Source organism: Parapedobacter soli (assembly GCF_025460835.1).
Lineage (GTDB): Bacteria > Bacteroidota > Bacteroidia > Sphingobacteriales > Sphingobacteriaceae > Parapedobacter > Parapedobacter soli.
Genome location: NZ_JAMXAY010000021.1, coordinates 18,336 through 34,308, shown reverse-complemented (window position 1 = coordinate 34,308; position 15,973 = coordinate 18,336). Strand labels below are relative to the sequence as shown.

The following is a 15,973-nucleotide window of genomic DNA, read 5'->3' as shown; positions in this document are numbered from 1 at the left end:
ATCGCGAATATCGGAATTTGAATTGACCGTAAGGGTATTTTAACTAAGTTTGCTGGTAAAAACTTACCCATGTGGGGGAAATTCGTTAGTGCGCTTGCCTTTTTCTTGATTATCCTGCTTGCTGCCCACGGCAAAGCGGTTCAGCCGTCTGCGCTCATCCCGCACCATTACACTAGTCAAGAGGGGCTGATCTTTGATAACGTCAACAGCATCGCACAAGACCGTGCCGGTTTCATCTGGGTAGCCACCGAAGATGGGCTTAGTCGGTTCGACGGCAAAACATTTCGTAACATCAAGTACGACGTCCATTCCCCGCAGGGGCTAGCGGGAAACTATATCGCACAGCTTTACGCCGACACGCAGGGCAACCTGTGGGTCACCTCACGGAACGGTATCAGTAAATACGACGTATCCAGCGAGTCGTTTACCCACTTCGAAGTAGCATCAACCCGTGATAGTCGACTGAAGTCGGATGTGAGCTCGGTAAGCCGGTCGACCAACAACAATGAACTCTGGATTTCGTCAAACGGACGCGGCTTCTACCGGTTCGACACGGCCACTGGTGATTTCTTTCGGTATACTATCGAAAATTTGTCCGGGCTCAGCTCAAACATGGTTACCCGTGTGTACGACGATGGGGAGGGACACCTGTGGGTGGGTACGCAGGATAACGGGGTGCAGGTATTTGCCATGCGTAATGGTGCATTGGTGCTGGATAGCCACCTATCGATACTCCAACAGGAAAACCGGTATTGCCGTGTGCACCACATTTACGAAGATATAGCCAACCGGGTATGGGTGGCTACCGACAACGGGCTGCTGGTTTACGATCGGCATACGGCAAAACACCGTTGGTTCCAGCCGATCAGCTCAACCTGCCCAGCAATCGGTTTCTTTCGCTGGTAACCGATGGAAATGACCAGCTCTATGTGGGTATGGAAGACGGCGGTGTGTACCGCTTCCGTATGACTACCGACCCGGCACTTAACTTGGTGTCTATCCCGCTGATCGCAGATGCCAACTACAAAGTGGCACTGACCGAACGTTCGGTGCCGGCGCTATTCATAGACCACGACGGCAACGTATGGGTAGGCACATCAGGCGACGGCCTTTTTCTAACCGCCAAACCCAAGTACAACTTTGCCCAATTTGGCGCCGGGGCCTCCTGGCCTGCTAACTTCCCCAACATCCGGTATTATGGTTTAGCCGAAGATAGACAGGGGAACCTGTTCGTGGGTACAGACGGCCATGGCCTGTTTAAATTCGATGCCCAAAACCGATTGGTGAAACATTATACGGCATGTAGCCACGAAGGTTGCTTAACCGATAACGCCCTGCTGTATGCCTATCGCGACCGACGGAACCGGATCTGGTTCGGTACGTACAAAGGCGGCCTGCTGCAGTACCGGCCCAAAACAGACGACTTTCTTGCCTATCGCTTCGACGCCACTGTGGAAGGGTTTTCCGGCGGGAACGATGTCCGTGTAGTATTCGAAGACCACCGGGGGCAGCTGTGGATCGGTACGAACGGCGGTGGTCTCAACCGCCTTAATGAGAACACGGGCCGATTCACCCGCTACCTGCAAACCAATAGCAACATCCCCGCGAATGACATCCGGGCAGTGGCCGAAGACCACGACGGCAACCTCATTGTGGGTACGTATGGCGCAGGAATCACGTTCTTCGACCCGCAAAAGGAACAATTTGGACTACCGCGTCACGAAGCACTTTACGAGCAGTTGAAGAATGAAGTGATTTTTGCGTTGCATGTAACCGAAGAGAACCACCTTTGGATTGCTACCGAAAGCATGGGATTGCTGGTTTACGATCTGCACGCAAAGCATGTGGTTCGCCATGTCGACGAGCACAATGGCTTGGCGAGCAACACCGTCTTCAGTATCCAATTCGACAAGGCCGGCAATTGCTGGCTAAGCACCAACAAGGGGCTTTCTAAAATCATGCGGCAACAAAAGCTCGTGTTTAACTTCGGCCACTCATCGGGCATCCAATCGGGAATCTTCAACCCCAATTCGGCGCTTTTCAGTACGCGCCGCAACCAGCTCTTTTTCGGCGGTACGGGCGGGCTAACGTATTTTTCCCCGCCGACGGTAGTCCGCAAGGCCCCCGATAGCCCGGTAACACTTACAGGGATGGCGATTTTCGGCCAATCCGTGCAGGTTGGCGTACCACGGGACCAACCCATGCTCAGCCGGGCGCTGAATGAAACGAGCTCCATCACCTTGGGCCCTTGGCAAACGACGTTTACCATCTATTATTCATCGCTCGAATACGGGTATGCCGATGAATTGCAATTTGCCTATAAACTCACCGGACTCGATGCCGATTGGAACCGCGCCGGCCATCAGCGGTCAGCCACCTATCGCTATTTGTCGCCCGGAGAATATACCTTTGCCGTAGGTGTGGAAAGTGGTGGGATCGTGCGCCCCGACAGCATAAGGACCCTGCGCATTGTCGTGCTCCCACCATGGTACCGCACATGGTGGGCCTACCTGGGCTACTTAGCCATCGCCGCTGTTATCTATTTTTATTACCGGAAATACCGGCGCCAAAAAGCCGCACTGAAGTATGAACTGGCCATCGCGACGATTGAGCGTGAAAAGGAAAAGGAATGGAACGAGTTGAAAATCAATTTCTATACCCGGCTGTCGCACGAATTTCGATCGTCGCTCACGCTGATACTCAATCCGGTGAAAGACCTCTTGGGCAGCAACCCGCCACCGCAATTGGAGCCGTACGTAAGCACGCTCCATGCCAACACCACCCGGCTGCTCCGGCTGGCCGACCAGGCATTGGCCGTCCGGCAAGACGAACTGATCAGTGAAAATTTAGTGCTAAGCGAGTTTGACGTGGTGCAATTGATTCGCGACGTGATCGATTGCCTGACGAACCTAGCGGCAAAGAAAAAGATTGCCCTTTCCCTGCATGCCACAACCAACCGCCTTCCCGTTTGGTCCGATCGTGAAAAACTGGAGACCATTATTTTCAACCTCCTGTTCAATGCGGTTAAGTTTACCGATGAGGGTGGAGTGACCGCCACGGTTAAACTGGATGAGGAGGACCACTTAGAAATTACGGTCACCGATACGGGCTGTGGCGTAGCCGAAACAGTGGGCCTGCGCCTATTCGAGCAGTATTACCACTTATCGGCAGCGGATCCACAGCTGCCCAAAGGGTTTGGCGTGGGCCTGTGGCTGGTTAAGTCGCTGGTAGAGCTGCTGGGTGGAACGATTATTTATCAGAGCCGGCAGGGGCATGGCACGACATTTACTATACGGCTGCCGCCCAATCGGATAGACACCGATGCCGGAACGGATACCGCCACCAGCGCCCATATCTCCAATACGCTCGCCAGGACCATCCAACGTGCCGCCACCACATCGAAGATTTTGGTGGTTGAAGACGACCTTGAATTGGCGAAATACCTCAAATCGGAATTCGAAACCGAGTATACCGTGTGGTTGGCCGACAATGAAAGCGACGCGCTGGAAATCGTAGCAGACGAAATGCCCGATATCATCGTATGCGATATCATGCTGGCCGATGGTAATGGCCTCCATTTCTGCCAAACCGTAAGGCAGAACGCCAGTTGGAAACACATCCCCGTGTTGCTGATGACCGCCACGAAAGGTACCGAAATACAAATCGACGGAATCGAAAACGGCGCAGACGATATTCTCGTTAAACCATTTGATAAAGGGGTGTTGCAAGCCAAGGTGAAAGCCCTGTTGCAGCGGAACCAAAACCTCCGCGATTATTTCCTAAACCACGTGACCGATGCGGTGGGGTATCAGAAAATCGCGCCGGAGGATAAGGCGTTGCTCGATAAATGCATATCCATTATCGAGTCGCGGCTCACCGACGACGCTTTTAACGTGCAGGTACTGGCTGACGCATGCGGGATGACTTACGCGACGCTTTCTAACAGGGTGAAAGACATAAATCAGCAAACGCCGAATGCCCTCATCCGTACAGTGCGTTTACACAAAGCGGCGCAACTGTTGCTTACCACCGATGCGACCATCTATGAAGTGGCGTACCAAGTGGGTATCAAAGATCTCAAATACTTCCGTGAGCAGTTTGCCAAATTGTACCGGCTCAACCCCTCCGAATTTGTGAAGAAATACCGTAAGCCGTTTCACGAAACGCTGCATTCCAACTAGTTTTTGGCAATAATTAAAAATTATCCCCCTCTATTTTCGTTTTTACCCCTCACGCAATATGCTCGCGATAGTGGAGTTTTGTAGTGAATTGTAAACCAACCAAATTGTAATCATTATGGTTAAACATGTACAGCATGCATTTCGATGCAACAACAAAACCAACCGGCTGGCCTGCCTATTGCTTTCAGGCTGCTTGGTTGTGCCGGCCGTCACATCGGCTGGTGGATGGCTGACCGCGCCTTATGGAAGGTACGTTTCGGCAACATTGCAGACCACCGTATCGGGTGTAGTGCGAGATGTGGCAGGCAATCCGATGGCGGGCGTAACCGTCGCCTTGAAGCAGGCGGGAACCACCACCACAACGGACGATGCTGGCCGGTACCAGCTTACCGTAGCTGCCGAGGGGGATGTGATCGTCTTCAGCTTCGTGGGATTCTTCACCGAAGAAATCACCATCGACGGCACTGCTGCCAACACGCAGGCGACTCGTAATGTGGTGTTGGAAGAAGATGCCCAAGCCCTTGACGAAGTGGTGGTAGTGGGATACGGCACCCAAAGCCGCGCCACGGTAACGGGCTCGGTATCCGAGGTGAAAGGTGCCGATCTGATCAAAAGTCCGCAACCCAACTTATCCAACTCGCTCGCCGGCAGGTTCTCCGGGCTGGTGGCGACAAACCGCGGCGGTGAACCGGGGTACGATGGCTCGCAGTTGCGCATCCGCGGCGTGTCTACCACCGGCAATACCGATGTACTCGTGGTGGTAGATGGTGTGCCGGGACAGGTGGGCGGACTGGAACGGCTAGACCCCAACGACATCGAAAGCGTGACCGTGCTCAAAGATGCGGCAGCGGCCGTTTACGGCAGCCGTGCGGCAAACGGCGTTATCCTCGTTACCACGCGCAAAGGGCTGTCGGGCAAGCCCACGGTTTCCTATTCCTTCAACCAAGGGTTTTCGTCGCCCACGCGCTTACCGTCAATGGCAGATGCTGCTACCTATGCGGCGATACGCAACGAGATCGACTATTACAGCAACCCAAATGGGGGCATGAACCAGTTTTACAGCGAAGCGGATATCCAGAAATTCAGGGATGGGTCTGACCCCGACCGTTTTCCCAATACCGACTGGCAACAGGAGGTACTCGCGAACACTGCACTGCAAAACCAGCACAGCCTCTCGGTGTCGGGCGGCTCCGATCGCACGCGGTATTTCGTATCGGCTGGCACGCTGATGCAAGATGGCCTGTTCAAAGAAGGTGTTACCAAATACAACCAATATAACTTCCGTTCCAACATCGATATGGACGTGACCGACCGCTTCAAGGCGGGGCTATCGTTGGCGGGAAGGGAAGAAAAACGCCGCTTCCCCACGGTGGGAGCGGGTGATATCTTCCGCAGCATTTACCGTGCCTACCCCACCATCCCGGCCCGCTATGCCAACGGTATGCCCAGCACAGGAATTGAAAACAACAACCCCGTGATGATGGTGACGGATGCCGGCGGCATAAACAACAACCCCAAACTGGTGTTTAACGGTATACTGCGGGCCTCCTATGAGCTGCCTTTTCTCGAAGGATTGATGTTGGACGGTTTCCTGGCCGTCGACAGATCACAGGAGTCGGGCAAGAACTTCATTACCCCGTACCTCGTGTACAGTCACGATGCCAATGCGGGAACATACGACCCAAGGACAGTAGGGGAGTCGCGTGCGCAGCTCCAGCATTTCCAGCAGAATACGGCGCTCGCCACGGCCAATATCAAGCTCAACTACGAGCAGTCGTTTGGTAGCCATAACGTCAAAGCCTTTGCCGCTTATGAGCAAAGTGAACGGACGCTCTCGCGCATCGAGGCCGGTAGGCGCAATTTCCCCTCGCCGCTCACGCCGGAGCTCTCTCAGGGGGGCACCGCGCTCGAAGACCGCACCAACGCGGGGCTTAGCTGGCGCGAAAGCCGCGTGAGCTTCATCAGCCGGGCCAACTACGATTACAAACAACGGTATCTGCTCGAAGTGCAGCTGCGCGTGGATGGCTCATCCATCTTCCCCGAAAACGGCCGTTTCGGCTATTTCCCCGGTGTTTCCGCCGGCTGGCGCCTTTCGGATGAAGAGTGGTTCAATGCAGGGTTTATCAACGATTTGAAGATCAGGGCCTCGTATGGCGAACTCGGTGGCGATAACGTGGGCGCCAACCAATTCATCAACAACTACCTCTTCAACAATACGTATACCATCGGCAACAATATCTATGCCGGCATAGACCTGGCCAAGCTGGCCAACCCCAGCATCACATGGGAAGTTTCGAAAAAAACCGACGTAGGCTTCAACGCCCGGCTGTTCGATAGATTTGACCTGGAGTTCATCTATTTCAACGAAAACCGATCGGATATCCTGTTGCCGCGCAATGCATCCATACCGGGGGTAACGGGTATTGTAAACCCGCACGGTAGCGATCCGCTGGTGCCCTCAGAAAATATCGGTAAGGTAGACAACCGTGGTGTTGAAGCCACGCTGGGCTACCAACACCGTGGAGAAATCAATTACGGTATATCCGGTAACATCACGCTGGTGAAGAGCAATGTGGTCTTCCGCGATGAGGCACCCGGTATTCCAGAACACCAGCGCGAAACGGGCAGCCCCCTCAATACATACTTGCTGTACCGCACCATCGGTATCTTCCGCACGGCAGAAGACCTCAACAACTACCCGCATGTGCCGGGAGCGGGGCTGGGCGACTTGATTTTTGAAGACTATGACCAGAACGGCGAAATTACCGCCGACGATATGGTGCGCACTGATTTGGGCAACATCCCGCAACTCACGTTTGGGCTCACCTTCAACGCCAGTTACCGTAACTTCGACATCTCGGCCGTGCTGGCTGGCCAGGGCAAGTCAAGGCAATACATCCTCTCCGAAGCGGGCACGATAGGTAATTACTTCAATACGTGGGCCGAAAACCGGTGGAGTCCCAACAACCCCGAGGGCACGTACCCGAAGGTTAACGAGCGGGCGTCCTCTGCTATCAGTGGCGGGTTGTACCGCAACGACTTCTGGCTGTTCAACACGGCATTTGTGCGGTTGAAAAATATCGAACTGGGCTATACACTACCCGAAAGCATCGTTCAGCGTGTTGGTCTTGGCCGGGTACGGGTGTATGGCAGCGGTTTTAACGTGTTTACCGTAACCGGACTGAAAGACTTCGACCCCGAGGGGTCGAGCGAAAGCGGACAGTTTTACCCCCAGCAACGAATTTTCAACTTAGGAATCAACGTGAGCTTCTAGTAGAGGCTCCTTTTGACAGCTATTAAATTACCATAGCAATGAACGCATTGAAAAGATTATATCTGATGATGGGCATCACGGGCATCGCTGCCCTCACCGCCTGCAATAATGACTTTCTCGACGTGGTACCCACGGACCGGGTATCAGATGCCGCTATCTTGTCCGATTCGGTATTGTTTGAGGCTTTCGTGGTCAATCGATACATGGGTGTGCGGCTTACCGATAAGGAAGCAGAAGGCACGCCACCGGGATTCGGCCGCGGGTTTGAATATGCCCTGTGGTCGTCGCTTACCGACGAATCGGTGTACAACAACGACGACAACACCTGGCTTATCCAGCGGGGACAGCTCTCACCAGAAAATACGGGTATCGCGGGGACCTTTTGGAAAAGGAGTTACCGAAGCATCCGCGAGTGCAATTATGCACTGGCCAACATTGGTCAGGTACCTATGAGCGAGGTACGCAAAAACAGGCTCATCGCCGAACTGAAATTTATCCGTGCTTTTCGCTACCACGACCTTATCCGCAATTATGGCGGCGTGCCGCTGCTGGGCGATAAGGTATACCAACTGAATGACGACTTGACCGATCCGGCACTTTTCGAACGGCAAGACCTGCAGGCCTGTATTTCTTATGCCATGGCCCAGCTGGATGAAGCTGCTGCCGGACTACCGGCGGAAAATGGTTCGTCGTGGCAGCTGGGGCGTGCTACCGCTGGCGCTGCCCTGGCGCTGAAATCGCGCCTTGCGTTATATGCCGCCAGTCCGCTCTACGCTACCGGTAGTTGGGAAGATGCCGTGGATGCGGCCGTGGCCGTCATTGGACGCAATAAGTACAGCATTTCGCAAAACGGGTACCGCGAGCTCTTCCGTACGGCGTCTACCGACAACGAGATCATCTTTGCAAGGTACTACTCCGTTGGTGCACGCCACGTACCCATGGAGATTGCCAACGGCCCCAACGGCCATGGTGGGTGGGGTGGCAATGTGCCGCTGCAGAACCTCGTGGATGCGTACCGGATGGCCAATGGCAAAGCCATCGACGACGAAGATTCGGGTTACGACCCGCAAAACCCCTATGAGAGCCGCGATCCACGCTTCTATGCAACCATCCTATACAATGGCGCCCAGTACCGCGGCCGTGCCATCGAAACATTCGTGCCCGGTGGCCGCGATAGCCGCGAGGGTGCCGACAACTGGAATACCAGCCGTACCGGCTACTACCTTCACAAGTTCATAGACGAGGAAATGCCCATCAACAATCCGTGGAATATCGCTGGCCTGCAACCGTGGATCTATTTCCGGTATGCCGAAATCCTACTCAACTTTGCAGAAGCGGCAAACGAGGCCGCAGGGCCCGATGCCGTGCCGGCAGGCGCACCGTTCAGTGCGCGTGAAGCGCTCAACCAAATCCGCGCCCGGGCGGGTGTGGAAATGCCTGCGATACCGCAAGGGTTAAGTGCCGATGCGTTCCGCGAGCTGGTCCGTTACGAACGCCGCATCGAATTGGCATTCGAAGAACACCGGTTCTATGACGTGCGGCGGTGGCTTATCGCCGAAGACACGGAAAACGTACCTGCCTACGGCATTGAAATCACACGTAGTGGCAATGCCTTCAGCTACGAGCGTAAGGTGGCGCTAGACGGCCGCCAGTTCCTGCCACGGCACTATTGGCTGCCCATCCCGCGTGAGGAAATCCTCGCCTCGAACGGCCAACTGCAACAGAACCCCGATTATTGATGTTAAATTTGTATCGAACCATAGCAAAAGCGAGGAAGTAACCATGAGATTGACGATCTGTTTTTTTGTGGCCTGTATTACGATGGGGCTTAGGCCTGCCCATGTATATGGACAACCCGGATTCGGCCAGGCCGAGAAGATAAACGATGGCTGGGCGTTCAAGCTGGGCGACGTGCCTGAAGGCGAACAACCCGGCGAACCCGACCGTTCATGGGAGCGATTGGACCTGCCGCACGACTGGTCGGTCAAACAACCGCTCAGCCCCACGCTGGCCAGCGCCACCGGCTACCTGCCGGGTGGCATCGGTTGGTACCGCAAAACGCTCAGCGTGCCAAGCGACTATCGCGGACAGCAGCTGTACGTCTACTTTGAAGGGGTATACAACCACAGCGAAGTGTTCGTCAACGGCCAGTCGCTTGGCAAACGCCCAAACGGCTACATTTCGTTTATGTACGACCTCACGCCGCACGTCCGGTATGGCGAAGAAAACGTATTGACGGTACGGGTAGACCACAGCCAGGATGCCGATTCACGCTGGTACACGGGCTCCGGTATTTACCGCGATGTATGGTTGGTACGGGCGGCGCCCGTGCATCTCGAACAGTGGGGCGTATATGCGTATCCTACGGTAGACCGAAATAAAGGCACGTTGCATGTGCAGGTGGCCGTGGCTAACCAATCCACTTCGCCAGCTGACGTATCCATCGTCTCCGAACTGAAAGACCCGGCGGGTGCCACGGTAGCCAAAAAGACCACCAAAGCATCTATTGCATCCGCCGGCCGCCAGGAAGTCCAATTGACGCTGGATGTGAAAAACCCGGTGTTGTGGCGGTTGGACGATCCCGTTCAGTATACGTTGGAGACGGTCGTGCTGCGGGGGGGGGAACCGATCGACCAGTCGGTGGTTAAAACCGGATTCCGCACGTTTACCTTCGATCCCGATAAGGGCTTTGCCCTCAATGGCGAATGGATGAAGGTAAAAGGCGTATGCCTGCACCACGATGCGGGCGTGTTGGGGGCAGCGGTGTATCCCGAAGTTTGGCGCCGCCGGTTGTTGACGCTGAAGGAGGTCGGTGTGAATGCCATCCGCACCAGCCACAACCCCCAAGCTTCCTCGCTTTACGAACTGTGCGACGAGCTGGGGCTGTTGGTGATGAACGAAGCGTTCGACGAGTGGGAGTTCCCTAAGCGGAAGTGGTTAGAGGGGTGGAACGTAGGTACACCCGGGTTTCAAGGGGCTTACAGCTTTTTCGAAGAATGGGGTGAGCAGGACTTGGCCGATATGGTAAAACGCGACCGCAACCACCTCTCCATCTTTGCGTGGAGCATCGGCAACGAGGTGGACTACCCCAATGACCCGTATTCGCACCCGGTATTGGATGGCGATGAAAAAGACGGCGGCTTTACGCAGGCCACATTCGGTGGGTTCAAACCCGATGCCCCAGATGCCATGCGCCTCGGCGATATCGCGAAGCGTTTGGCCGTGGTGGTGAAAAAATACGACACCAGCCGCCCCGTTACCGCAGGCTTGGCGGGCGTGGCGATGTCGAACGAAACGGCCTATCCCGCTGCACTCGATATTGCTGGCTACAACTATACCGAGAGCCGGTACCATGAAGACCACGAGCGTTACCCCGACCGCGTGATATACGGCAGCGAAAACCGCCACGACCTGGCCGCCTGGAAGGCGGTGCGCGATAACGAACACATCTTCGGCCAGTTCCTTTGGACAGGTATCGACTACCTTGGCGAATCGGGCCGCTGGCCATCACGTGGTTTCTATTCCGGATTGCTTGACTTCGGTGGCTTCATCAAGCCACGTGGCTACTATCGCCAGTCGCTCTGGGCCGATAAGCCGATGGTTTACATCGGGACCTACCCTATCCACAATCCATGGCAGCGGCGTGTGTCGGTGGATGCGTGGCCCGTTTGGAATTATGCCGACGGTGATACCATTCGCGTGGTCAGCTATACCAATTGCGCCGATGTGAACCTCCTGCTCAACGGCGAGCCCGTTGCCGCCGAAAAGCGATTCGATGACGAAACCGGCGTTTATTATTGGGATATCCCTTACCGGGCGGGCCGATTAGAAGCGGTAGGGACCCACAACGGCGAAGAAGCCGCTCGGCACACTATCCAAACGTCGCAGCGGCCCCATAAGCTGGTCGCTTCGGTAGACCGGGCGCAACTCGGGCGTAGCCACGAGCTTGCCCACGTAACCATCGAAATCGTGGATGAAGATGGGCTACCGGTTACCCTTGCCGACGATAACATTTCGGTACAGGTCGATGGCCCCGCTGAATTGCTGGGACTCGAAGGCAGCAACAACTCCGACATGAGTGACTACACAGACGATACGCACCGGGCGTACCGAGGCAGGTTATTGGCCTACATGTTGTCAACGGGCGAGCCGGGTACTGTGACGGTAACATGCACCAGCCCTTGGTTGGAACCAGTTACGGTGTCGTTGCGGGTAGACTGAATTGGAGCACGTTGAAAAAGCGGTGGCAATATCAACGGCGCAGCACTACCGCTTTTTCAACGTGTGTTTCTTGCTGAACACCTTTCCGTATTTCCGTTTGTACTCGGAAGGCTTCATGCCAAATAGCTTCGAAAATTGGTCGCGGAAGTATTTGATATCATTGAACCCGGCTGAAAAAGCAGCCTCATTGATGTTCTGGTTGGTGGTAATGAGCAGCTGTGCCACCTTACGGAGACGTATAAACCGAATGAATTCATTGGCCGACTTGCCGGATATAGATTTGATCCGCTTGTATAAGTTGGAGTGGCTCATCCCGATTTCGTCTGCCAGCGTTTTGACATTGAAATCAGGGTTATCAAGTTGTGCCTCGACGATTCCGATGCATCGCCTAAGGAAATCACTATAGGCCGTGGGGATTTTGTGATCGTTGCTTTGAAAGGTAATCTCGTTGTAAAAATACGTTTGCAGTTGGTCCCGACCCCTAAGTATATTGGATACCCTGGCAATCAGCAGTTCCTTATCGAACGGCTTGGTGATGTAGTCGTCGGCACCGCCTTCTATCCCTTTGAGTTTTACCTCAGCGGATGAACTGGCCGTAAGTAGGATAACCGGAATATGGCTATATAACGGATCCCTTTTCATCTGCGAGCACAGGTCGATGCCTGACATCCCTTTCATCACCACGTCACTGATGACAATTTCGGGTTCATACGACTTGACAAATTCCAACGCAGCGGACCCGTTGTCAACATCGTACACGGTATAATCATTTTCAAAGATTTGCCGGATGTAAGCTCGGATTTGGTCATTGTCATCGACCACCAGCATCACCGGGCCATCCGACACCATGTCAGAGACATGAGTGAGTTCCCGATGGACCACCTCGGCTCCAACGGCATCTTCTTCTGGAGCATCGGGCAATAGCTCGTCCAGAAAGGCCGAATGTTCGCCTACATCTTCAAATACCAAGCGACCTTCGTATTGTTCTTTTCCGGTGGGTAGCCGAAGACTAAAACAAGTCCCTTTGCCTAACGTGCTTGTATACGAAATGGAACCATTGTGAGCCTCAATAAACTGCTTGGTAAGGAATAAGCCGATTCCAAATCCTTCAATACCATGGCCATTACCCTCGTAGTCGCGGTAAAACCGGTTGAACAGTGCATCCCCCACATGGGCAGGGATGCCACAACCGGTATCCGAAACCACAATTTCAACTTCTTCATTTGCCTTAGAAAGCATCATCGTCACGCTACCATGGTCAGGTGTGAATTTAATAGCGTTGCCAATGAGGTTAAACAAACAGATTTCCAATTTTTCCCGGTCGCCGAGCACCTCCAACCCCTCCATACCGCAGATAAACCGATAGGATATGTCACGCGATGCGGCATGCTGCTTAAAGCAGAAGAATACCTCATTGCATAACGTTACTAGGTCCAACTTGACAAGCCGAAGTTCATCTACTCCGCTGTCCGCTTTCCGGAAGAGCAGAAGTTTGTCGACCAAACTGAGCAACCGTCGCGAGTTGCGGTACACATTGGTAAGCTCTTCTGGATCAAATACCTTGTTTTCGCTATAGAGCATGTCCTTGATGGGGTTGACAATCAAGGTTATCGGTGTACGGAACTCATGGGAGATGTGGGTGAAGAATGCTAGTTTTTTTTCATTAAGCCGGCGTTCGTTCTCTACGTCCTTACGCGCCAGCGCTACTTCATATTTCAATTTTGTTTGCCACCTGTCGTAAACGATATAGAGGTAAATGATACCTAAACCAGCCATTACATACATGCAGTATGCCCACATGGTACGCCACCAAGGGGGTAATATCTCAATGGCGATGGTCCGTTCGGCCCCACTCCATGTACCATTGGTATTGGTTGATTTGATGCGGAGCGTGTACGTGCCTTCGGCCAGCCGGGAGTAGTGGGCAGTTCGCTGCCCGTCTACGTAATTCCAGTCGCTATCCCAGCCTTCCAAGAAATATGCGTATTTGATTTTATCGGGAAATGCATATTCTAATGCGGCGAAACCGAATGTGAGGACCGCCTGCTGGTAGGGAAGGACGAGACGGGTCATTGTTAATAAATTGTCAGTCCGATCCAGATAGCTATTGAACGGCCGGTTGTTAATCCGTAAATCTGTCAATACAACCGGTGGTGCAGCGGCTTCGAAGCGCACACTATCGGGGTGGAATATGTTGAACCCCCGGATACCGCCAAACAAGAATTCTCCTGATTTCATTTCAAGAGCAGCATTATAGCTGAATTGGTTGCTCTGCAGTCCATCCGATTCATAAAAGTTTTGGAATGTCCGGTCTGTGGGATTGAATTTCGATAATCCGTTATACGTCGAAATCCAGAAACTGCCATTGTCGTCCTCCAGGATGTTGAGCACGACGTTGCTGGGTAGGCCGTTTTCTTCGGTGTAACGCTTATAAGTTCCGCTTAGCTTATCAAAAGCAAGTAACCCGCCGCCTTCGGTACCTACCCATAGTAAATTGCCGGCTCCATCATGGATACAGCGTACCGGATGGCCTATATCGAAATGTTGCGTTGACCGCGTGAACATGTCTGCCCTGATCAGCGCATAATAATTGCCAAACCAGAATACGTCGTCATCTTCTTCAAAGATACTTAATGCGTCGGTCACATTAATCGCAAAGGGTTCAAAGCGGTCGGTTTCCCGGTTTAGTAAATATATGCCGCCGCCAGCGAGGGTTGTCGCCCAAATGCGGTTCAGTTTATCTTCGTGGAGTTTCCAAACGTAGCGGTGGTTGGTCAAATCAGCTGCTGTACAGGTATAGCTAATAAATGATCGGGTTTGTTGATCCCAACGGTTTATTCCGCCGCCATAGGTGGCTGCCCAAAGGCCGTTATCGCTGTCGCTCAGTACGCTGGTCACATAATTGCTGCTCAACGCACCCCGGTGCTCGTTTTGTTTGAAATATTCGTATCGGTCTGCTTCTCTGTCCCACCTCATCAGTCCACCCCCATCGGTTCCAATCCACAGCGTATGGGCATCGCCTTCAGCAAAAGAGAGCACAAAATTATTCGCGCTGATAACACCTTCCGGGGTGGGGTGTTTTACCAGTTCGAAATTGCCCTTATTGCGGTCGATTATGTTTATTCCGCCCCGCAATGTGCCAATCCACTGGCGCAACTGGGCATCTTCATACACTGCAAATACGGCTTTACTCGTCAACACACCGCCTTCGTCGCTCCCTGTCAGGTATTCGAATTCGCCCGACTGCGTATTCATCACGGCAATGCCACCGCCGTCAGTACATATCCAGAGCCTACCGTCTTTTCCTTCGTAAAGTGCAGAAACCAGGTTGCTGGGTAAACCCGACTGCAGGTTGTAGTGTATGTACTTTTTTGCTTGTGGTTGGTACCGGAACAGGCCGTACTCGTTGCCTACCCAGAGGCGGCCGCCGACGATTTCCATGCACGTGGCCGTGCGGACTTCATCAGTGACCAGCCGCATGGCGTTTTCCTTCTTATCATAATAGCAAAGGCCGGTATTCTGTATCATTACCCATAGTCCATTATCCGGGTCGAGATGTAGTGTTTGTGCATTGTAATTTGTTTTCTGCGTCCCCTCCATAAGCAACACAATGGGCTCGGCAATCGGGATCCCTGCTTCGGAAAGACGGATGTTGAATACACCGCCCCGCTCGCCAGCTGCAAACAGTCGCTGGTCGTCGTCCAGGGCAAATCCGGTGATGGCAAACGCGATAGGTGCGTATTCTCCGTTTTCGGTTACAAGATGTAATTGCTGGAACGTCTCGGCGCCTTGGCGGAGTACCGCTGCACCTCCCTTGGTAGCTACCCATATATGGCCAGAAGCATCTTCGATGATATCGATGATGCGATTGTCCGGCAATGTAGCCGCATTTTCCGGCTGGTTTTTATAGATCTTAAATTGATAGCCGTCATAGCGGTTCAAACCATCGTAGGTGCCGAACCACATAAAGCCGTGCCGGTCCTGGAATATCTTCGTTACATAGTTGTTTGATAACCCTTGCTCAATACCCAGGTAGCTAACGTGGTTTTTTATTGTTGCATACACATTTATATGAACAAACACGGAAGCAGCTATGATAACTACGATAAAGGGATATAAACGTATCATTCAACGCGAAGTTAGTCCAGTAATCAGCAAGTAAATGTCCGCAAACTAATTTTGTTATACAAGCCAAAAACCGGTAGAACGGAGCTAAACGCTATTGTAGGCTGGTTTACCCCCCTCTTTTGACGAGTTTCACCCCTTATCAAACCATATTGTTCGTTGATATTTGCCG

At 53.3% G+C, this 15,973-nt stretch carries 6 protein-coding genes; 5 read left to right on the top strand and 1 reads right to left on the bottom strand.

Annotated features, from left to right (window positions below; all coding sequences use genetic code 11):
* The first annotated feature begins 69 nt into the window (after positions 1–69).
* The 5 genes from NGM62_RS10715 (at position 70) to NGM62_RS10695 (ending at position 11,676) form a co-directional block, all read left to right on the top strand.
* A complete protein-coding gene (locus NGM62_RS10715; protein ID WP_262247865.1) occupies positions 70–906 on the top strand; it encodes a ligand-binding sensor domain-containing protein in 837 nt (278 codons plus the stop codon).
* Positions 795–4,181: a hybrid sensor histidine kinase/response regulator transcription factor gene (locus NGM62_RS10710; protein WP_262247864.1), complete on the top strand. Its 3,387-nt coding sequence runs from the start codon at positions 795–797 to the stop codon at positions 4,179–4,181. The genes NGM62_RS10715 and NGM62_RS10710 overlap by 112 nt, the downstream gene beginning before the upstream one ends.
* Before the next feature lie 115 nt (positions 4,182–4,296).
* On the top strand, positions 4,297–7,455 hold the full coding sequence (locus NGM62_RS10705) for a SusC/RagA family TonB-linked outer membrane protein (RefSeq protein ID WP_262247862.1): 3,159 nt from the start codon (positions 4,297–4,299) through the stop codon (positions 7,453–7,455).
* A gap of 38 nt (positions 7,456–7,493) precedes the next feature.
* Positions 7,494–9,194 (top strand): RagB/SusD family nutrient uptake outer membrane protein, encoded by a 1,701-nt coding sequence (locus NGM62_RS10700; protein WP_262247860.1) that lies wholly within the window; start codon positions 7,494–7,496, stop codon positions 9,192–9,194.
* 43 nt (positions 9,195–9,237) lie between these two features.
* Positions 9,238–11,676 carry a sugar-binding domain-containing protein gene (locus NGM62_RS10695; protein ID WP_262247858.1) on the top strand — a complete coding sequence of 813 codons (2,439 nt, stop codon included), beginning with the start codon at positions 9,238–9,240 and terminating at the stop codon, positions 11,674–11,676.
* A 45-nt stretch (positions 11,677–11,721) separates the two neighbouring features.
* On the opposite strand, the gene NGM62_RS10690 is transcribed toward NGM62_RS10695, so the two are convergent.
* Positions 11,722–15,804 carry a hybrid sensor histidine kinase/response regulator transcription factor gene (locus NGM62_RS10690; RefSeq protein ID WP_262247857.1) on the bottom strand — a complete coding sequence of 1,361 codons (4,083 nt, stop codon included), beginning with the start codon at positions 15,802–15,804 and terminating at the stop codon, positions 11,722–11,724.
* Positions 15,805–15,973 lie beyond the last annotated feature (169 nt).